This window comes from Desulfosporosinus hippei DSM 8344, assembly GCF_900100785.1.
In the GTDB taxonomy this organism is placed as follows: Bacteria; Bacillota; Desulfitobacteriia; order Desulfitobacteriales; family Desulfitobacteriaceae; genus Desulfosporosinus; species Desulfosporosinus hippei.
The window spans coordinates 1-20,718 of sequence record NZ_FNCP01000012.1; the positions used below are offsets into that span (position 1 = coordinate 1).

The 20,718-nt window shown below is 37.8% G+C and carries 17 protein-coding genes and 2 pseudogenes; 5 read left to right on the forward strand and 14 right to left on the reverse strand.

All coding sequences use genetic code 11. The features are described 5' to 3' along the window. Positions 1-557: 557 nt before the first annotated feature. The 7 genes from BLS16_RS24250 to BLS16_RS11495 form a co-directional block, all read right to left on the reverse strand. Entirely contained in the window at positions 558-1,103 is a 546-nt protein-coding gene (locus tag BLS16_RS24250; protein WP_242876265.1) for a hypothetical protein, read from the reverse strand. 633 nt (positions 1,104-1,736) lie between these two features. Next, positions 1,737-2,180, reverse strand: coding sequence for a hypothetical protein (locus BLS16_RS11475; RefSeq protein ID WP_092333335.1), 444 nt, complete (start codon positions 2,178-2,180; stop codon positions 1,737-1,739). A gap of 200 nt (positions 2,181-2,380) precedes the next feature. Next, the gene (locus BLS16_RS23605; RefSeq protein ID WP_176786137.1) at positions 2,381-2,551 is read right to left on the reverse strand and encodes a hypothetical protein; all 171 of its coding nucleotides are present in this window, start codon (positions 2,549-2,551) and stop codon (positions 2,381-2,383) included. Further along, entirely contained in the window at positions 2,503-3,636 is a 1,134-nt protein-coding gene (locus BLS16_RS11480) for a glycosyltransferase family 2 protein (RefSeq protein WP_092333337.1), read from the reverse strand. The genes BLS16_RS23605 and BLS16_RS11480 overlap by 49 nt, the downstream gene beginning before the upstream one ends. A gap of 124 nt (positions 3,637-3,760) precedes the next feature. Then, positions 3,761-4,894: a glycosyltransferase family 2 protein gene (locus BLS16_RS11485; RefSeq protein ID WP_092333339.1), complete on the reverse strand. Its 1,134-nt coding sequence runs from the start codon at positions 4,892-4,894 to the stop codon at positions 3,761-3,763. A gap of 268 nt (positions 4,895-5,162) precedes the next feature. Beyond that, positions 5,163-5,402, reverse strand: coding sequence for a helix-turn-helix domain-containing protein (locus BLS16_RS11490; protein ID WP_282433738.1), 240 nt, complete (start codon positions 5,400-5,402; stop codon positions 5,163-5,165). Positions 5,403-5,536: 134 nt separating this feature from the next. Continuing rightward, a complete protein-coding gene (locus BLS16_RS11495) occupies positions 5,537-6,349 on the reverse strand; it encodes a DUF3102 domain-containing protein (protein WP_092333341.1) in 813 nt (270 codons plus the stop codon). Positions 6,350-6,628: 279 nt separating this feature from the next. Between BLS16_RS11495 and BLS16_RS11500 the strand changes: the two genes are divergently transcribed. Beyond that, positions 6,629-6,853 carry a DUF1659 domain-containing protein gene (locus BLS16_RS11500; protein WP_092333343.1) on the forward strand — a complete coding sequence of 75 codons (225 nt, stop codon included), beginning with the start codon at positions 6,629-6,631 and terminating at the stop codon, positions 6,851-6,853. A gap of 41 nt (positions 6,854-6,894) precedes the next feature. Then, positions 6,895-7,134, forward strand: coding sequence for a DUF2922 domain-containing protein (locus tag BLS16_RS11505; protein WP_092333345.1), 240 nt, complete (start codon positions 6,895-6,897; stop codon positions 7,132-7,134). Positions 7,135-7,244: 110 nt separating this feature from the next. Here the strand turns inward: BLS16_RS11505 and BLS16_RS11510 are convergent, their stop codons facing one another. Next, positions 7,245-7,622 carry an LrgB family protein gene (locus tag BLS16_RS11510; protein ID WP_092333347.1) on the reverse strand — a complete coding sequence of 126 codons (378 nt, stop codon included), beginning with the start codon at positions 7,620-7,622 and terminating at the stop codon, positions 7,245-7,247. Positions 7,623-7,943: 321 nt separating this feature from the next. Beyond that, complete coding sequence (gene ppx, locus BLS16_RS11515) at positions 7,944-9,440, reverse strand: exopolyphosphatase (protein WP_092333348.1); 1,497 nt, start codon at positions 9,438-9,440, stop codon at positions 7,944-7,946. Between the two features lie 128 nt (positions 9,441-9,568). Between ppx and BLS16_RS11520 the strand changes: the two genes are divergently transcribed. The 3 genes from BLS16_RS11520 to BLS16_RS11530 all read left to right on the forward strand — a co-directional run bounded on the left by BLS16_RS11520 (position 9,569) and on the right by BLS16_RS11530 (position 13,928). Next, positions 9,569-11,101, forward strand: a complete 1,533-nt coding sequence (locus BLS16_RS11520; protein WP_092333350.1) for a Ppx/GppA phosphatase family protein — start codon at positions 9,569-9,571, stop codon at positions 11,099-11,101. A gap of 6 nt (positions 11,102-11,107) precedes the next feature. Beyond that, a complete protein-coding gene (locus BLS16_RS11525) occupies positions 11,108-13,228 on the forward strand; it encodes an RNA degradosome polyphosphate kinase (RefSeq protein ID WP_092333352.1) in 2,121 nt (706 codons plus the stop codon). 172 nt (positions 13,229-13,400) lie between these two features. Continuing rightward, positions 13,401-13,928, forward strand: a complete 528-nt coding sequence (locus tag BLS16_RS11530; RefSeq protein WP_092333354.1) for a hypothetical protein — start codon at positions 13,401-13,403, stop codon at positions 13,926-13,928. A gap of 869 nt (positions 13,929-14,797) precedes the next feature. Here the strand turns inward: BLS16_RS11530 and BLS16_RS11535 are convergent. The 5 genes and pseudogenes from BLS16_RS11535 to BLS16_RS11555 all read right to left on the reverse strand — a co-directional run bounded on the left by BLS16_RS11535 (position 14,798) and on the right by BLS16_RS11555 (position 20,120). Further along, positions 14,798-15,757 (reverse strand): anti-sigma factor, encoded by a 960-nt coding sequence (locus BLS16_RS11535; RefSeq protein WP_092333356.1) that lies wholly within the window; start codon positions 15,755-15,757, stop codon positions 14,798-14,800. Between the two features lie 254 nt (positions 15,758-16,011). Continuing rightward, positions 16,012-16,782, reverse strand: a pseudogene (locus tag BLS16_RS11540) (PhzF family phenazine biosynthesis protein). Between the two features lie 418 nt (positions 16,783-17,200). After that, positions 17,201-17,857, reverse strand: coding sequence for a hypothetical protein (locus BLS16_RS11545; protein WP_176786138.1), 657 nt, complete (start codon positions 17,855-17,857; stop codon positions 17,201-17,203). A gap of 53 nt (positions 17,858-17,910) precedes the next feature. Further along, positions 17,911-18,849, reverse strand: a pseudogene (locus tag BLS16_RS11550) (IS1595 family transposase). Between the two features lie 257 nt (positions 18,850-19,106). Next, on the reverse strand, positions 19,107-20,120 hold the full coding sequence (locus tag BLS16_RS11555; protein WP_092333360.1) for a LysR family transcriptional regulator: 1,014 nt from the start codon (positions 20,118-20,120) through the stop codon (positions 19,107-19,109). Between the last annotated feature and the right edge of the window lie 598 nt (positions 20,121-20,718).

The following is a 20,718-nucleotide window of genomic DNA, read 5'->3' on the forward strand; positions in this document are numbered from 1 at the left end:
TGATAAATTTTATATGCCCACCTGTATGTATAAGAAAAACACAACCATCTTAATCTGGATGGTTGTGTTTTTCAGGCCTTAACTTAATGACATTGACCCAAAGGGGAGCATATCACTTCATCTTTGGACTCTTTTGTTTGTGTAATATGCGAGTACGAACGGAATCAAAGGTACGAATGCGAGCAATCCATACCAATTTTCAGCACCGCCGAAATAGAGCATTGGTAGTATAAATGCTGTCCCACTAATAAGTAGTGCCTTAGAAGACTTTTTACAAAGTCCGTAAACAAATAGCAATAAAGCACATCCAATCAATGTCCAAAAGATGAATCCTACCCAATAGAAGCCCATTTTCTCATCTCCTGTGTAATGTTAGCCAATCACAGTTCATTTACAAATACCCTCTTGATATCTTCTACGGATGATACGCCTTTGTTTACAGCCAAGAATGATAGTAATGTTATAGGTTTATTTAGTTGTGCTGAAGCAAATGTTTTTCAGGTAAATCTCTTAATCCGTTTCCTAAAATATTAGAAACCTCATGGGGAGATATGCTCCTATTTGCCATTTAGGTAGGAATCAATTACCCTCCATGAGATAGCTCCTTCATTTGTGTCGTATCTTAATAACATGTATCCAGAAATATGTCCATCTTCGAAATATGCCAATACCCATTTATCTGTAAGAACATGTATGTCATTTTCACTATAAAACCCCATTGTGCCACCCTTAATCCCCTTGTAGGGAATCAGCTCGCTATGCGTTTTAAGGTCTGCGACGATGTCTTTAAGTTGACCAGTATAACCTTCACGCTGTAATTCCCTTATCGCAACTTTATCAGAGTTGACTAGTATTTCGATCTCGCCCTTCAATTCCGCAACTTGAGTGACGTAATCTTCATTTCCTTGCTGTAGTTTGGTGTTATCGTTAGATAAACTAGTCATCTTTTGCTCAGCGTAACTCAACTTAGTTTGATATTGAAGAAAAAGGAATAAGGAGATGGAGATAACTATCACCAATGAACCTATCCATATGACTCGCTCTTTACTTTTCACATCTATATCCCCTTCTTGGTATCTTTCCGACAATAATTTCCTAGCCATGACGACCTAATTGTATCCTTCCACACATTTCCTTGATATCCTTTTAGATCTTGGAAGTCACCGAATAAAAATAAAAATGACAGACCGTCAGATATCAATCAAGCATTTCATACAGAAAGGGACTATGGAAGTTTTACTCTTCTAAGTCAGTTTAGTTAATATTTATAAATAACTGGCCCATTGCATTTATATCTTTTTAACTTTGTCTTCCTAAGAGCCAGGATATCTTTACCCTTAATAGAATGTAGTTCATTAGAATTATATCTTTTCACCATAAACTTCACACCAAAATAACATTACCAATTTTCTTTATAACTCCTCATTAGAGAGGTTATAAAAAATGCTAAATACATAACAAATAACACATCCCACTCGATATCAGAAAATGAATCCCTAATTATCAGATTAACAATGAGAAAAGTTATAGTTATAACTGCAAGATTTATGAAATTCCTTTCGAGAGACTTTTTTGTTGACACTTTCATAATATCTCCTTTTTATATATTGCTATTGCACAATTTCCTACGAAAGCGTCACAGGATAAGAATGGTACGCCAATGCTTTGCATTAATCATAGCAATAGCAATCCAAACAAACATAAAAAGCGTTGTTAATATGTTTATAATAATGGAACTAACATTTATAGAATTCATTGATCTCCTCCCTTAATATTGCTTCTTTCTTATAAAAGCTAGTTATAAGTGTATATCCGCAAATTATTCCCGAGACCTGAAAGAACAAGTTATTATAGGAAAGGAAACTTGGAAGTCGAATTGGTAACGTATAAATTAAAACCAAATAAAAAGCAAAAACACCCGATGGAACCCCCATGATAATAAGCCTAATAATATTTACTGACCAATTTCCGTCCTTGCGGAATTCTTTCACTAAGTGTTCTAACCCCAATAATAAGCCTAATAATATATAAATTACACTAGATCCAATAAACCCTGGTATTGGTGTATAATTTCTACCTACCCATACTTTGATCATAAACATCTCCCAAGAAGCAACTGCCAGAGCGCCAAGCAGAACTAATATGTACAAGATATATGTCAGTATCTTAGAAGTTCTCACGACCGACCACTCCTCCTCTCACTCTTCTATATTTTTCGGCATGATCTTCTCACAATCCATTATATACCATACCTTAAGAAAAATGGCATTATAACAAAAAAGACTTGAGTTTTCTCAAGCCTTACTTTATTTGGTTTCCGAGCGGTCGATTTTATCATACCCAGCTCAACTCCTCGACAGCTCTCGCGATATCATGCTCGTTAGGCTGCTTCTATTTCATCCTTATCATCATAGCCTTTATCGGCAGCGACATGAATTGTTTCAACTTGCAAGGTACTTTGCTTTTTTAGGCCATAGATGTAAGGTTGTTCTAACGTTGAACTTAAATATGTTTCTTCAATACTTCTAAGGGATAGAAGGTTCCTCGCCATTTGATACCGCCTCGGTTAATAATCTTGACCATTGAATTTAGCATTGCTCCAAGAAACAACAACGCAGATAAAGGATGAAGTAAAAAATAACCACGGGAAATATCAATGAGCTTTGATAAGTGATTATAGGCGACAAACAAACTGAGGACAGATATCCCACATAGAACCCTCGCCGATAGTGGGCCAAAGAACAGACCAGCAAAAGGATAAACATTAGTAAGCAAGCTATATATGCATAAACCTATTACGGCTGATACCCTATAGTTCATAGATGAAAATTGGTTCTTTTCAAAGCCCCTAAGAATATCAAAAAGGCTCTCATACCATTTCACCACGATAAAACCTTTGCCTGAACATGCTAAACCTTGTTTATATCCCTTCTCCACAACTTGCTTCCCAAACGACATGTCATCAAGAGGATGTAAAGCAATCGCTTCATACCCGCCAATTTCCTGATATACGGATGTTTTTACTAAGTTAAATGCACCCAATCCCACCTTATGGGTAACCATTGCTATACTGAAAAATGTTAACCCAAAATATGCAAGAAAAGCCCGGTAGAAAACACCTCCGTAAAAAACATCTGGAACGATTGTTAGGTGGTCTAGCGAATGTTCTAATGCATAACTAACCGTATTTTTCAAACTTCTCCGTGCAAACATTACATCTGCATCGGTAAGAAGCAACAACTCCCCTGTAGCATGTTTCACGCCTTGGTCGATAGCATGGTTTTTGCCCAACCAATTTGAAGGCAAATCATAAATAGTTACCACTTTAAGTTGCGGGAATTGAATTAGAAGCTTCTCTAAAATTGCCCCAGTGTTATCGGTTGAGCGGTCATTCACAATAACTATCTCTAAATTTGGGTAATCTTGAGTGATTAACTGTCTAACCGTCTGTTCAATACATTCCTCTTCATTGCATGCTGGAACTATCACCGATAGTGTAGGATAAATTGCTTCATCATTCAAACAATCAGTTACCTCAAAAAGACGTATCGTTTTCATATATCTGAGCCATAACACAACTGAGATTAGCCCGTATAATGCCAAAATCGAAGCAATTGTCAAAAGAAGAACGCTCATATTTTTTCTCCCTCAATTTAGCCTCTATCTCTGAACGAGACAGTGGAAAAACACTCCTGAGGATAATACTTAGTTCAATTTGCACTCTTTTGATGTATTTGATATGGATACTTATTACTTTCTCTTAAAAAGTATGTTTCTTCAACTCATCTAAAGAATAAACTGTCCCCCGCCATTTGAGACCGCCCCTACTTAGAATCTTGACCATCGAGTTTAATACCGCCCAAAAGTACAGTATAGCTGATAAAGGATGAATTAAAACATACCTTAATGACACAACGGTGTACTTCTTCAAGTGATAATAAATAGCTACTAATATAATGATGGAAAACCCACACATTGCTCTAGCCCATTCGGATCCCAGGAACATTCCCGCGTATGGATAAACATGAAGAAAAAGAATGAACCAACAAAATGCTAAAGTGGGCAGAAATTTATAATTAATACTTGCAAACTGATTTTTCTCAATACCTTTTAGCATGGCACCTAGGTTATCAAATAATTTTACTGATATTAAGCCTTTACTAAACCCAAAACCCTGTTTGTATCCCTTCAACACAACTAATTTACCTAAAGAAACGTCATCAACAGGTTGCATTGCTAATCTCTCGTAACCGCCAATTTCTTGATAGGTAGATCTTTTTATGAGGTTAAAGGCACCGATTCCAGCACTCTTACTAATTAGGTAAAAACCAGTAACAACCAGAACAAAAAAGGAGATAAAACCGCCGTAGAAAAAACCTTTGTAGGTTATATCAGGAGTGATTGTTAAGTGATCAAGCTTGTTTTCCATCGAGTACTTTACGGTTTTCTTTAAACTTCCAGGGGAGAACATAACATCGGCATCTGTAAAAAGCAGCCACTCACCTGTTGCCTCTTTCACTCCTTGATAAACAGCATGGTTTTTACCTAACCAATTGGGGGGTAAATCTGAAATATTTACAACTTTTAATTGAGGATATATAACCTTAAGTTTATCAAGAATCACTCTCGTGCGATCTGTAGAACGATCATTAACGACTATCACTTCAAAATTCGGATAATCTTGGTCTAGTAATTGACTAATCGCCTTTCCGATTGACTCTTCTTCATTACAAGCTGGGATGACCACAGATAAGGATGGATAAATGATACCCTTTTCGGAACAACTAGTACCACTAAAAATTGGCTTGCTCTTCAAATAACTGAAGAAGATTGAGCCCATAAGTATCCAAGTGGCAAGATTGATAAAGGCCAAAACTATGAAAAGTGTACTCATACGTTTCTCCTCTCCAAAGATACAATTATAAACTTGGTGTGATCACCTCTAATCAATTAATTTTTTATTACATTTCTATAATATTTTTCCATTTCCTCTTTTTCTACCTTTGATTAAGAGATTTATTCCCATAAAATCAAACAACCCTCGCTTTTCAGGCGAGGGTTGTCAAAACATTACTGTTTTGTTTGTGCTATCAGGTCTGCGCTTAACATCAAACAAACCATTTCAGATAGTGCCGCAATTATACCATTAATAATTGCCAGATTTATTTGCTTTTACCTTCCTTGAAACGCTCTATCAGGCCGATTAACATCAGAAGGTCTTTATCGGGCAGACCGTGCAGACCGTCAAGTGCTTTTTGAATCAGAATCGGTTCTGCCTCGCTTTCATCGAAAAAAGCTTTTGGCGTGACATTCAGATACTCACAGATATACAAAAATTCTTCAAGAGATGGCAAGGAGCGCCCTGCGATAATGTTTTGTATATAGCTTCTGCTGTGCCCCAGATCAAGACTGCCGAGAAGGGATTGCTGTCCTTATGAAATCAAAGGGCTGCTGCTCTGTGAACTTTTTTCGTTCATTTTGCAGCAGTCCCTTCAACTATCGCAACCCTACCTGCACCTGGGCCTGGACAGCAGCCTTACAGTCTTTCCGCTATTTTTCCGATCAGCTCGCTTACCTCGCTCTTATACTTTTCATGAGCTTCCGGATCTGCCGGGGCCAGTTTAGTCAGTTCACTCAGCAAGTCTTCGAACTCTTTGGCGATATTGTTGTAGAGAAAGCTGACTTTGTTGGCCGACAGCTTGATCCGGGCGACTTTGATATCCTTTTCCAGGACGGCGATTTTTTCAACTGAAGCTTCACTCTGTCTGGCTGAGTCCAGTTTCCCCTGTAAAGTTTTGATGGTCAACTCTTTCGTGTGGATGGCCGCTTGGAAACCTGAGGCCTGTTTTCTCAACTCGTCCCGCTCAGAGGCTATTTCAGTGACTGTACCCTGGTTGGCGGTCAGAGCATTTTGAAGCTCCACTTTTTCGTTAACAGCCTGATCCCTTTCCTGGACTGCCTGTTTGAGCTCCCGGGTCGACATATTCGCTGCGTCATGCTCTGCCACAAAGGACTCCCGTTCCTCCTCGGGAATTCCCAGGAGGATAATCGCCTGGGTGTAGCTCAAATTCGGAATCGATTCCGAATTTCCACTGTCCTGTCCGGTGGTGAGCTTGGCCCCATACTCATCAAAGAGGCGCATGAGTTTATTGGCTGTGCTTTGGGAGTAACTCACCGAGCTCTCCAGCCACTTTCCCCATTCTCCATGATTGACCATGGATTTGGCCTCCGTCAGACGCCGTCCGATCTCGACAGAGCTATAAAGCAGCATTCTGCCAGTTTGATCTTTAATACTGTTAATTTCCGCCGCGATAATCTGTGGCGTTCGCTCACTTATTCCCTTCGCCATGATTTTCTAGCTCCTCTGCTTATTCATAAGCTTTTCCGGAGAAAAGCTCCCATAAGACAAGATGGATTTGTACAGCCTTACTCATAGCCTATGTGTTCAAGCCCTCACTTGTGACAAAATAATGGGAAGACCGTAAAAGGCTTAGGTACTTTACGGTCTTCCCATTATTTTGTCATATATACCCTAGACAAGGGTAACCCCTACCGGACAAGGTGCATAAGATAAAAAGGACAAACCAAGGCTTGACCAGTAAAAATCAGAATAAGGGAGGGATTATGAATGCCTATCATTTCGTCAGGGGTGGAAACCGAGATGGTTCTCCGTTATCAGATCGGCACGAATGCCGGCGGTTCCCCGGTTTTCCGGCAAAAAAGCTTTTCCGGGCTGAAGATGGACGTGTCCGATGAGGATCTTTACGAAGTTGCAACCACTTTATTCGATTTGTTGGAATACCCGTTGGTATCCGTAACCCGAAATAACCGCTTTGATCTAGCTGAGGAATAAATCTCTATTCAATCGATCATACGAGGAGAGGGGGGATTGGTATGGCAGATACGCAGCAGAAGACCCTTCGGCTGACCTTTGCTACAACCCAGGGAAGCACATTTACCCTTACGCTGCCGGCACCACGGACAGACTTGACTGCCGCGGAAGTTGAAGCCGCTATGGAACTGATTATATCAAAAAATATGTTTGTCACCACCGGTGGCGAATTAATCGGCAAAAAAGACATTAAAATAACAGATTCAACAACAACTGATTTGTATGATCCGCCCTTGTATTAAAGCCTGCCAGAGGGGCAAATGCCTCACCAGCCGATGGCTGTTGATTTTGCGGCCTAAGGGCCGCTCTTATGGATATAGAAATTGAGATAGTCAAAATGGTAAGTCAGTATTTATCCTATCAGTGTGAGGAACATCGGTGCTATCAATGATGTTAAAACACCAGCCAGTGCCATTGCCAGTCCGGCCATAGCTCCTTGCATTTCACCCTCTAGCATAGCAACGGCAGTCCCTTGACCCTGACCAGCAGTACCTAAGGCAATCCCTCTGGCAACAGGATCTGTGACTTTTAATCTCGTTAATAATGTAGGTCCGATAATGGAGCCAACCAAACCGGTAACAACCACAAAAATGGCTACCAAAGTCGGATCACCACCTATATATTTAGCAATTTCTATTGCAATAGGTATTGTTACCGATTTAGGTGCCAGAGACATTGTTATCGTTCTAGACAACCCTGTAAGCTTGCCAATTAACACAGCAGTGGTCATGCTAGCCAAGAGAGGCTGCAGCGAAGTTTAACATTAAGTTAACTTTTCCTTAACTGAGAATTAATGTTTATACTTTATACTGACAAGTAATGATATATGAATTTAGATTTTTCCGGTTTAGTCTAAGCCGTATAGAATGAGCGAGATGACAGATACATCTCGCTCACCGACATTTCCGGAAAGTTCTAAAGTCGTCGCCGACCCATAAATAAAAGGCTAGATGCTTGCTGCTTCTAGCCTCCTCCCCGATTACTACCTAAAAAGTATACTCCGAAGTTTTTCTTTACCTGAAGCATAAATGAACTAGGCGATGGGCAATGATTATTCCAACTCCAATGTTTTCCCGAATAATTTGTAAAAGTTACTACCGCGGTCCTCTACGGTTTTCCTCTCGCTTTCAGTCGTGCCCTCTGATAATAAACGCAAGAACAAGTTGTCTGACCTTAACTCGCATACTACATCAGTAACATTTCCGTTCCTTTTCTTGTCGAGGGATTCTGCCAGTCTTAAAATCGTTCCGAGTCTTTGAACAATTAATTTATCTTCTTTTGTTAATAGCTTGACATACGGAGATTTGTCGAGCACAAAATTCTCTTTTACGCTAAGAATCATTGTATAAGCCGCCATAATGAGTTCTTTATGCGTTAGCCCGTTAATTGGTAAACTAGCCATCATATAGAAGGAGTGTTTGTGATAACTATAGAAATTTATTGCTTTACCGCAATCATGTAATAAGGATGCAGTTTTTAAAATTTTGTAAGAGTTGCCATTCATCTTGTGGATAGGCTGAAGCTGAGTATACAAGCTTTCCGCAAGCTTCCAAACGTGATGGGCATGTTGTTTATCAATACTTAATGTTTCAATAATATTATTAATAGAAAACTCAAGCACATCGTTAATCACTTTATCTCCATGAAGGATCTCATGTAACAGCCCTTCTCGAATTCCGCTGCCACTTACAATTAGTTGAGGGCTACTACAGAACTCTATCAAAGCTGAAACCACAGAAAATGCTCCTAAGAACATATCGCTCCGGTCTTTAGAAAGCCCCTTTATCTTTTTACGTTGCTCGGAGTTGTTGAATTTTATATAATCATATAAATTCAAGACATCAGCAGAATCCATTATGTAATTATGAGAACGATCTATGGGATAATTAGTATTTTTCCTTGATATTCTAGCAATATTGCGAATCGTTCCGCCCACTCCTATCAGCGGTAAATTCGTTGCCCCACCAAGCCAAGATATTCTTCCGAATTGTGAGAGAAGGTATGTATTTAATTCTTTTTCAATAGTGCTATTCATTTTTTCTCTAATTCCGTATTGATCAGTAATGGTAATTGCACCAAAAGGGAGACTAACTGCTTCCTTAACCGTTTTACCCTCAACCCAGATGAGTTCTGTACTGGATCCTCCGATATCTATGATTAACACATTCGAATAGTCCATACTATTAATGACACCAAAATAATCATAATAAGCCTCTTCTACCCCGGAAAGTACCTTTATTTTGATTTGTAACTTGGATTCAACTAACTTTAAGAATTCCGCTTGATTGCTCGCCCTTCGGACAGCTTCAGTTGCTACGGGGAACAGTTCGCATTCGCCTAAACCTTCACACAATGATTTAAAATAGGATAACGTTTCAATAGCTCTTTCAATCCTAACTGGATTAAGTCGGTTATCTTCAGTCATCCCCATTCCTAATCGAACGGTTTCCTTTACTTCATCAATAATTCGAAAATAGTTACCACTGACCTCTATTAACATTAACCTTATTGAATTGGACCCAATATCAATTATTCCGATTTTCTTCATGCTATTTCTCCCATAAAATTATATGCTATGATACGTTAGATAAATCGATCTAATACTATATTAAATCTAAACTATTTTCAAGGTTGGCAAACTTAGATCACAAGAGGTACATAAGGAGCCGTAATATAATGAAAAAGAAAAATGAAGTGGTAGCCGCCATTAATGTAGGTTCAGATTTCTTAAGAATGAGTATTGCACAATTACATTCCGATGGTACCTTAAGGATATTAGAGGATACTTCCCTGCCAAATAATATTGGCAAGGATACATTTACAACTCGAAGAATTTCCCCTAAAACTATTAATGAAACCTGTATTCGATTAAAAAGTTTTGCCAAACTTATGAAGGATTACGAGGTGAAAGTATATAGAGCAATTGCTACAAGTGGTCTCCATGAAGCAGATAATCGAGACTACATTATTGAACAAATAAGACTTATAGCAGGAATCCATGTGGAAATTGTTAATATTCTTCAAGAGCGATTTTTGATCTATAAAGCTTTGAGAAATTATTTAAACGAAGTTGACCAGATTGACCTTGCTGATTCAATTATTGCAAATATAACTTCTGGTGGAGTCGAAGTTTCAATGTATGCCGCCGATGGATTGAAGTTTACAGAACATCTCAAACTGGGACCGTTAAGGCTAAGAGAAGTTCTCTCTTCACTGGAAGCAAAAACCATTTCATTCCCCAGGATTATGGAAGAATATATTGAAAGCAAAATATATTTACTTAAACCTAAGCTGAAAAAAATACCTATTAAGAAATTTATTTGTCTTGGCGGGAGTTTAAGCATATTATTACAAATCACCAAAATGGAACAACAAGCTTATATCAGCAAAGAATCTTTTGATACCCTGTATTTTCAGGTTAGAGATTTAAGCAGCGACCAAATGATCGAAGCATTCAATATTACTTTGGCAGAGGCAGAATTATTATTGCCCACCATATTAATTATTCACAGCTTACTGAGCAGGACAAAAGCTAAGGGCATCCATGCCCCGATGATAACTAATCGTCAAGGGATTCTTTATGGGCTTATTGATAGTTTATATGAGACGCAACGAAAATCAAACGATGAGAATGATATTATAAGTTCAGTGTGGTATATGGCTGAAAAATATGGTGTGGATGAAAAACATGCGTCCTATGTAGAAAAAATGTCCATAGAATTATTTGAAAAAACATGGAAATATCATAAACTTGGGGATCAGGAAAAATTATATCTTCAGGTGGCAGCAATTCTTCATGATTCTGGAAACTATGTTAGTTTAAGTGAACACAGCAACCATTCCTCGGATATAATCAGATCACAAAGTATTTTAGGCTTCTCGGATAAAGAATTAGAACTGATCGCTAATATTGCCAAGTATCACACAACAACAAGGATTCCTACATATTCGGACCAAAGTTATTATGTTTTGAGTCATACTGAAAAAATTTTAGTTTCAAAACTATCTTCAATCTTAAAAATTGCTGAATCAATGGATATTTCACATAAGCAAAAGATTAGTGATTTTGAAATACTCAGTTCTTCAGACGACGAACTTTACCTACACCTAATTAGTAATAAGGACATTATCCTGGAAAAGTGGGACATCATGAACAATGCAGAATTTTTTCAAGAAGTAATGGGTGTAAGAATTAAACTGAAAGGATAAAAAGCATTGAAGAAAAATCCTTATACAACCCAGCAATTTTTCAATAGAGAACTCAGCTGGCTGGAATTTAATGCAAGAGTTTTAGAAGAAGCTCAGGATACCAGTAACCCCCTTTTAGAACGCTTAAAATTTCTTTCAATTGTAGGTTCTAACTTAGATGAATTCTTTATGATTCGAGTAGCATCCTTGCATGATCAAGTCACTGCAAAGTTCGTAAAAACTGACCCTGCCGGTCTCACTCCCAAGGAACAACTTTTTAGAATATCCTCGAAAACCCACAAACAAGTTACGGATATGTACAATTGTTATAATCGTTCACTAACAAAATCTCTAAAGAAAGAAAATATTCATTTTATCCGATATAAGGAGCTAAACAAAGATCAGCTTGATTTTATTCGAGATTACTATGCCAATAATATATTTCCGGTTCTTACCCCAATGACTGTCGATAGAAACCAGCCATTCCCTCTAATTTTGAACAAGACCTTAAATATTGCCTTATTATTGCAGGATACTGATAGCGATGATAGTAATTCGATATTTGGAACTATTCAGGTTCCCTCAGTCTTAGATCGGTTAATAGAAATTCCAACCATTAATTGTCAAAGGGTATTTATTCTTTTAGAAGAAATTATTAAAGCAAACTTAGCTGCCTTATTCAATAAATACTATATCAAAGCCATAGGGTGTTATCGTATTACTAGAAATGCTTATTTGGATGTTGCTCAGGATGAAGCGGAAGATCTTCTCACGGCAATTCAGCTGTCACTAAAACAAAGAAAATTCGGGAGTGCAATTCGCTTAGAAATTGAACAGAGTATGAATCCTTTACTGCTGAAATTCTTAGAAGAAGAGTTGGAAATTTCAGTAGAAGCGAATTATAAAGTTAAGGGACCCCTTGATTTAACATTTCTCATGAAACTAAGTGGACTTGATGGCTATGATCATCTAAGATATGATCCACTTAAACCCCGGGCTTATACAACTCTCTTAAATGACGATCAGGATATATTTCAGTCAATCACTGAGAAAGACATTTTATTACATCATCCCTACGATTCTTTTGATATGGTTGTTGACCTTGTCAAAAAAGCTGCAGAAGATCCTAATGTTCTCGCGATTAAACAAACACTTTATCGGGTAAGCGGCAATTCCCCCATTATTGAAGCATTAGCTCAGGCCGCTGACAACGGGAAACAAGTTACTGTTCTCGTCGAGTTAAAAGCACGCTTTGATGAACAAAATAATATCACTTGGGCTAAGAAGCTTGAAACTGCAGGATGCCATGTGATTTATGGATTAGTCGGATTAAAAGCCCATTGCAAGGTATTATTGATTGTTCGCCGGGAAGAGGGTATTATTAGACGATACGTTCACCTTGGAACTGGTAATTATAATGATGTGACTGCAAAAATATATACAGATTTAGGTTTGTTAACCAGTAATCCGTATATAGGAGCGGATGCCTCTGCAGTTTTCAATGTCCTCTCGGGCTGTTCCAGCCCTTCCCATCTCTACAAATTGACCATTGCTCCAATCAGCCTTAGGAAAAAATTCCTCGATTTAATCAACAAAGAGGCAGATATTGCTAGAAGCGGCAGGCCCGCTAGAATAATTGCCAAAGTCAATGCTTTGGTGGATAAGGAAATTATCGAAGCATTATATGACGCTTCCTCTGCAGGAGTTACCATTGATCTGATTGTTCGTGGCATATGCTGTCTGCGACCAAAAATTCCTTTGATTAGCGAGAATATTACTGTTAGGAGTATCGTTGGTCGATTTCTTGAACATAGCCGAATCTATTATTTCTATGGAGACGGCGAGGAAGCAATTTTCCTTTCTAGCGCGGATCTTATGAAACGAAATTTAGATAGAAGAGTAGAACTTCTCTTTCCTGTCGAAGATCCAGCAGTTCGAGAAAAAGTCATAAATATCCTGGAGGTCGCTTTGGAAGACACAGCGAAATCAAGGGTTTTGAATTTTGAAGGAACCTACAATAAAATTATTACAAAGAGAAAAGCGCTTATAAATAGTCAGGAACTGTTGCTTAGCTCAAGCTCAAGTGAAACCCCTTCAGAAGAAGTTGAACTTAGTCGTATGAAACTAGAACCGATTTTCTCGAGATAATCATTTAGAATCTAAAAGGCCAGTTAGACTACTTCACACATATCCTCTCAGGATTCGATATTAGAACGGTTAATTTATAGATTTTAGACCTCTTTTACGAAGAGTGTTAGAGCAAAGTTTAAGATGTTAGTGGACGATTTAGAATAAGGAAATGAGTAAAGGAGGAGCTAATATGTCAAAAAAAGCTGTTGACAAAACACCCAAAACTAATCCTATACAAGAGGTTAATGAAGGTATTGAAGCAGAAAGTCAAATTGAGGGGATTTCTGAATTAGAAAGCGCACAAGAATCAACACTGGAAGGGGAAATTAATGTTGAGTCCCCCCCTAAAGTAGAATATGTGGCCGAGTTAATCTCCGAAGTTGAGCCTCAAGCGGAGATAATTCCTAAAAATGAAAGTGCCCTTGATGAAGTTTCAGAAGCAGAAAGTAAGGGTGTTGAATTGCCGGTTGTTGAAACTGAGGACGATTACCTTTCTGAAGCCTCAGACATGGGCAGTCAAGAAGTAAAAACTCTTGAGCTTAAATTAGCAGAATTAGAAGAAAAAGTCGCCAATATTCAAAAAGAGCTAAATCTTTTAGTCGACAAAAAGAAGAAGAAAAAGAAGAAAAAGGCTGATAAAGTTAAGTGTAAATGCAAAGATAAAAAGGTCGATATTTCAGAATGCAAGTGTAAAACCAAGAAATTAAAAAAAAGTTAATGTTAATCTTTGACAGGGGGTAGTTTGACTACCTCCTGTTTTATTTATGCTGTTTCACATGCTAATCTAGGATTGATCTCAGTGATATTATGTCTTGCGAAACTTTTTACTAAGTCTATCTGATCAAAGATAAAAACGCCTCTCAGTTAAGAGAGGCGGGAGGTAAAGAGAGACAGCAGTCTATATTTTATCCGTTATGTCGGGTATTTTTCGACTATACTTAGCATAGAACAAACATGTTACCGTTCCGTGACCTTCCAAAATATTGGGTCATTTTTTTTTGACATTTTTAGTCGTTCCCCAAGCGAGACGAGTTTGTAACCTTATTGGACAATCAGGCATAATATGTATTGTGGTAACTGCCATGTACCACTTCCTTTCTAAAATGGAGAGCCTACGGATGTTTCATGCTAGAACATCTCAGGGACATGCTGAATAGTATAAATCAAGAAACCTCACATTCTTATGGGAATCTAAGATAAAGAGGTGCAGTATATGATTTGTATAGCACTGATAATAATTATTATTTTATTGCTTATAATTATTGGGCAACTATTATGGCTTCAGAGACCGATCTTGCCACAACCACAACCTTGTTGAACTATAGCAAGTTTTAGCCTGGGTGTTAATTTTGCGGTCTAAGGGCCGCTCTTATGGCTAAAAACCTCGCCCGGCTCTAAAGATGGCAGTTCAAATTCGGAATCGATTCCGAATTTATGTTTGATACTGATCGATCCCGACATCATTAGGGGAGGTAAAGTCATAGTTTTCATCCTCTTCTTCTCAACAGTAGAACTTAGATTTGTTTATCTCGTACTACTGCCATTCCTCCTTAGCTGCTGCTTCTCTTTCGTAAAGATGCTCCCTGGCTAATATTTATCTACAACCACTCCAAACGATGAAGCCTTGATGTGGGGATTTCCAATAAGCGTCTTCAATTCATCTTTCATGCCATAAACGATCACTCCTAAAATCGGAGCATTATTCGGATCTGTATAGCCTTTGGTGACAAGTTCGTTATATATTTCGTTATACTTTTTATCTTTACTACTTTTCAACGCCTCCACGAAATTATAGTAGCTCCCGTAAAAATCTTCCCCTCCATATGCCCTCACGTTAACTCCTAACGCCTCGTATTCACTAATAAACGTAGCTTTACCGTCGTATTCGCTAGCTTCTTTTTTATAACGTTCAAAAACGTCTTTGCTACAAGCGTCAACCCAATACCAAGATTTATTAACAATCGGCAATATCGTTTGGATCTCTGCTACCTTATAGGGTTTATCGAAGGATATTCCAACCTCAATAAGTTTATCATCAGAAATCCTATTTAACTCATGTAGATCATTTTTGTATTCTTTATATGAGATTTCCGGATGAAAGAAGATCATCTTGCTGTAGCTATTTTCCCAATAATTACGGGGCCATTCGCCTGCTGATTGGCTACTGCCGCCCTGACTTCTTGACATAAAAAGTTGAGGAATCAACCCAAAGGGCGCAGCCTTATTTTCCAGAACCACTGGTTTTTCACCAACAAGCCTCGAGACAGTGAAGTCACTCCTCCCCCCTAAAAAGCCCATAGAGTCATCCGACTTGCTAATATAGCCGTTGGGTACATGCAGCTTAATGTTAGCCTCATTGACGTAGAACATCTCATTGCTTAATTTAATGGTAATGGCTGCATTAGTTACTAAAATACCTATTAACACTACCACACCCATTACCAGAGACATTAGAATCGTCTTTCTAGTAGACTTCTTTCTAACCTTTTTAATTACCATATCTGACTCATCATTCTCAAATATTTCATCAAATTCACGATCGCCCATACGCTTCTCTCCTCTACCTTTAAATCCGTTCCATTTTTATTTCACGTCTCGAGTGCAAGAACCCATACACTCCTTAGTAATTAAATTTTTCAGTAAAGGCATTCCAAACAATGCCGATATTGTATCCTATCAGGCTGAACAAATGAACCTCAAGTCTCATCGCAACATAGAAAAAAATAAAGATTGTATCTCTAGAAGTTATGTGCTGCACGGCTATTAGAATCGCTAAATTATAATATCTCCTTTGAAGATTGTTACTGCCTTCCTTTTAAAACGACTCTATTACCAATCCAAATACACCTAACGATTCCAGTTCGAGCTGACGCTTGAAATCCAATTAATTCGTTTTTTCCTAATTTATTGCCCCAATAAGGTGCTAAAGAACAATGTGCAGATCCAGTAACCGGATCCTCATTTATTCCAACTCCAGGAGCAAAGAATCGTGATACAAAATCATATTTATCAGAATTAGATTTACTGGTTATAATAATTGCTTTGGCATCACTGTTTTCCAATAACTCAAATTTTGGATTTAGCTTCTTTACAATTTCTTCGTCTTGAACTTCAATTAAATACAAGTTTCCATTTGGAGTTAAAAATCGGCCAATATAACTTGGGTTAATATCAAATGCTTCATTTAAGAACTTTTGGTTTTCAGTCTGCTCAATGAACCTAGCAGGGAAATCTAATTCAATCCACGAATCCGCCTTTATATTTGCTTATAATAAACCACTTTTTGTACTAAAAATAGCTTCTTGATTGTCCTTTAGAATTTTTTCCTCCCATAATATATGTGCACTTGCCAATGTAGCATGTCCACAAAGAGAAACTTCCGTCTTTGGAGTAAACCAACGTAGATTAAACACTTTATTTTCTCGAAATAAAAAAGCCGTTTCAGATAAATTCATTTCATTGGCAAAGCTTTGCATCCAAGAATCGGATTTTAGATTATCTAATATACAAACTCCTGCTGGGTTTCCATTAAATGCTTCATTCGTAAAAGCATCCACTTGAAATATTTTCATTTTTTCTTAATCCCTTTCTGGAAATATTTTCTCAAAGCTGTATTGTACATAACGGATGGATTTTCCCGATGAATCCAAACGACATTCATCATCCTCTAGTATCGGGTACTAAGCCGCTGCGCGGTGGCTTTTGGACGCTCTAATTAGTTGATATCATCTTATTTGTTTAATTCTTTGGCTTAGTTAAAGCTTATTGTTGATTTTCAGTATGATAATAGGAGTTGTTACATACGGCTGTCCCTTTGCCCCACTGTAAGGCCCCCAATTAAGGCATAATAAGAAGAATGCGAAAATTAAACTATCTCTTCTTGAACGAAAAAATTGGTTATCGTTACATATTACTGAGTGTGATTTCAGAGGCAGTAATGGAGCATAGTGAGTCCACAGAGAATTTACGTATCATTGGATTCTAGACCTATTAGTTCTTACTGAATTTATAGAGCTTAAACACTAATGAACCACAGATAATTACTGCAACTGTTGCCCATACAGTGTTTGTACTGCTGAATGGGCTCTCTGAATTTGTGTTTGAGACTTGTACAGCATTTTCCTGGTTTATGTTAGTTTCTGATATTGCCTGACTGCTAACTTCTTTATTTTTCTTTGCCTTTGCCACTTTATCAGCTTCAATAAATCTACCACTATTGATAAACTCCTGAACTTCTAGAACAGCATTGCCTGGGATATCTGCATACTCCAATTTCAAAGTTTTGTAATCTGTGCTATCAGCTTTGTAGCCACCAAACTTAATTTCATAGACTGTATTCTTTTTGTCTAATGACAGGGCATAATGCTGACCTACAGTAGGATTATCCCATCCAGAAGGATACTTTGGTTTTTCAACTTGTATATCTGTAGCTTCTATATCACCCATTAATACCTTTTCAATGTGAACTGAATACAAATTGTCTTTCATATTAGTCACCTTACCAATTACAAAAGCATCTTGATCTCCAAATGCTATATCGTACGCTACGTCACCTGCTAATGCAATGGAAGGAAGCAAGATAAGTATAAGAATTGTGAGTGCAATAACTTTCTTCAATATTTGAACATCTCCTTTTAAAACTTCCACACATTATCACTATTCATTTATTCCAGAGTAATATAAAGCAATATTCTAACGGCTTATGCAACACTGAATTCTGACAAACGCAATGACCTATAAGTTTCCCTCATCTGATAAAGACAGGAAGTATAAAGCATGTCCTTAAGGTTCTCTTTAGTCTTTTCAAAGCCTTTGGAATCCAGGAAGCGAAACCATGCCAAGTAATTATCTAGGTACTTACTGGCAACCCCATTGAAATGTGCCAACCAATCTTTAAGACGTTTATGATAGTTATTTACGTTCTGAATATGGTAGATACCCTTTTTAACATGTGCTTCGGTAGACTTGATACTGTGATGGTCTAAGCCCTTCTTCCGAGCGAACAATGAATAAGACCTCCATGCATCCGAACAGAGGATATTTGATTCTGAAACCTTTGGCTCAATGAGCCACGTTTTCTGGGCTTGCCATAAATGATTCCACGTTTTCCTTTCTCTGAGTAAAGGAAGTAGGTTTCATCGGCTTCTAAAATACCATTAAATGAGGATATATCTATCTGACTAAGAGCATTCAACAGTTTGTGCCTCCAGTAGAATTGGGTCACATGATTAACCCCGAAAATTTTTGCTGAATGACGAAGAGGAAGCCCTTGGAGCATACAGTCAATGAACTGAATCCATTTGTTGGGGTAACGAGTTCTTGCCAAGGGGGTATCTGTTAAATCACTGAACGTCTTTATGCAGTCTTTACACTTATACCGCTGGCGACCTTTGAACTTGCCATATCGAACAACATGAGTACCGCTACACTGAGGGCAACTGAAACCTTTGCTATATTTCTTCTCTCTTAGTTCGCCAATTAGCTTAGCATTACCTTCAGTTGAATTGCTCATTTATATTTTGAACTGTAAGGATAAGTTTTTCTTTTTCGTCATAACGCAAACTTGTAATAAGTTCAATAATCGAGCCAAAGAGTGTTACGACATGGCTTGGACATAACTTTGTATAAATCAACAACATTCTTTAACTAAGCCAAATCTTTTAAATTCACATAAATAAAAGGCTAGATGCTTGCTGCTTCTAGCCTCCTCCCCGATTACTACCTGAAAAGTATACTCCGAAGTTTTTCTTTATCTGAATCATAATTGAACTAGGCGATCGGCAATGATTATTCCAACTCCAATGTTTTCCGGAATGCTTTGTAAAAGTTACTACCGCGATCCTCAACGGTTTTCCTCTCGCTTTCAGTCGTGCCCTCTGATAATGAGGTAAAGTCTTTAGGAAACCCCTCGGTAACTTTCCTTGTCTCCTCCCTTTCCTGCCATTACTGCAGGTTGTGTAAAACGCACCTTGCTCGCGTGTTCCCCTAATTCACTATGATTCTTACTTAAAATACTAAATAGTAATCTATGATCATTGAGCAGGTCGATTAAGAGACACTCTTCTCTGGTTTGGTTTATTCGGTTATTGGTGAGAATACTCAGAGGCCGATAAAATGGAGCGTCTAATATTTTTAAAGTATTAAATGATTCTTTATCGTCTTCTCGCTTAACTGTCAAAGCTGAGATAATGGTAATTCCAAGTCCTGCAGAAACCACTTGCTTGATTGCATCTGTACTTCCTAATTCCATAGTAATATTCAGGTCCTCAGGATCAACGCCCCGCTCTTTAAAGGCCATCTCCATAATCTTACGAGTTTCCGAACCCTTCTCACGAGTCACCAGACGCTCATATAAAAGTTCGGCTAGAGTAATACCTTTTCTTGACGCCCAAGGGTGAAGTTTGGAAACAAGGACTACTAACTCGTCATCCAAAAAATTTCCTACACTAAGATACTTGTCCTGTGGAACTGTTCCCTCAATCAAACCAATATGGACTTTTTTCTCTATAACATCTTTAGTAATGGCCTCTGTACTCGCAATCTTTACGTTGAAGTTAGCGTCTGGGTGTTTTTTATACAGATACGATAGTATGTCTGGGAGAATATATTCTGCAATCGTCAAAGTAGCCCCTAGATTGATTCCTCTCTGACCTTTTTCTAAATCATTTATCTCCTCTTTGGCACTCGCAAGAATGTCCAGGACACTCCTGACATGTGAATAGAAAATTTCACCCTCTTTAGTCAATGTAACCCCTTTATTGCTCCGGTCAAAAAAACGAGCACCATACTGGTTTTCCAGCTGCTTAATCTGCGAAGAAACGTTTGGTTGACTCATGTGTAACTTCTCTGCCGATAATGTAATGTTTTTTGTTTCTGCTACCTCTTTAAATAAAAGAAAGAGTTGTTCCATGACTATGCAGCTCCATTCCTAAATCATTAGCACAGGGTTCTATTTTAATAGGCAAGATAATTGTTTTAATCAAATAGCATTTTCGAACATTTGCTCCATTAACATTGTAACTTTCCCTTCATTCTTACCAGCTTTGGCTAAGGATGTTCCATTACTAAGTATTTCACAACCCCCTTTTTCATTTCATGCCCTTTGCGAAACATAGTTTGTGATATTTTTATCATACACTACTTGACTGTTGTTTTTCTTATAGTTATCTTGCTATAAGCTTTCTGAATCTAACATTTTACTTACACATCACTTCTTCTATTAATCAAATTAGTTTCATAATCCTCAATCTTTGGGAACGTGTGATATTATTGACCGTTAATTAGAATGCCTTTTGAAATAATTTATTCCCCAATTTTCCAAGGAAAAATTAGCACCATTTTTCACAAACGGCGATATTTAGTTAATTATAGCCAACAATGCCTAAAAGATCTAGAACAGGCTTGAAACTTGCTTAATCAAGCTGAATTAAAGTGGGTAGTGTACGGTTACCCCTAGTTAAAGCGTGCAAGGTTAACTTTGAGTATTAACATTTTTCTTACAGATTCTC

Coding starts and splice junctions, on each gene's coding strand:
- BLS16_RS24250 (WP_242876265.1), bottom strand. CDS start 1,103: ATGGCTAGGAAATTATTGTCGGAAAGATACCAAGAAGGGGATATAGAT.
- BLS16_RS23605 (WP_176786137.1), bottom strand. CDS start 2,551: ATGGCGAGGAACCTTCTATCCCTTAGAAGTATTGAAGAAACATATTTA.
- BLS16_RS11480 (WP_092333337.1), bottom strand. CDS start 3,636: ATGAGCGTTCTTCTTTTGACAATTGCTTCGATTTTGGCATTATACGGG.
- BLS16_RS11485 (WP_092333339.1), bottom strand. CDS start 4,894: ATGAGTACACTTTTCATAGTTTTGGCCTTTATCAATCTTGCCACTTGG.
- BLS16_RS11495 (WP_092333341.1), bottom strand. CDS start 6,349: ATGGCGAAGGGAATAAGTGAGCGAACGCCACAGATTATCGCGGCGGAA.
- BLS16_RS11500 (WP_092333343.1), top strand. CDS start 6,629: ATGCCTATCATTTCGTCAGGGGTGGAAACCGAGATGGTTCTCCGTTAT.
- BLS16_RS11505 (WP_092333345.1), top strand. CDS start 6,895: ATGGCAGATACGCAGCAGAAGACCCTTCGGCTGACCTTTGCTACAACC.
- BLS16_RS11510 (WP_092333347.1), bottom strand. CDS start 7,622: ATGACCACTGCTGTGTTAATTGGCAAGCTTACAGGGTTGTCTAGAACG.
- ppx (WP_092333348.1), bottom strand. CDS start 9,440: ATGAAGAAAATCGGAATAATTGATATTGGGTCCAATTCAATAAGGTTA.
- BLS16_RS11520 (WP_092333350.1), top strand. CDS start 9,569: ATGAAAAAGAAAAATGAAGTGGTAGCCGCCATTAATGTAGGTTCAGAT.
- BLS16_RS11530 (WP_092333354.1), top strand. CDS start 13,401: ATGTCAAAAAAAGCTGTTGACAAAACACCCAAAACTAATCCTATACAA.
- BLS16_RS11535 (WP_092333356.1), bottom strand. CDS start 15,757: ATGGGCGATCGTGAATTTGATGAAATATTTGAGAATGATGAGTCAGAT.
- BLS16_RS11555 (WP_092333360.1), bottom strand. CDS start 20,120: ATGGAACAACTCTTTCTTTTATTTAAAGAGGTAGCAGAAACAAAAAAC.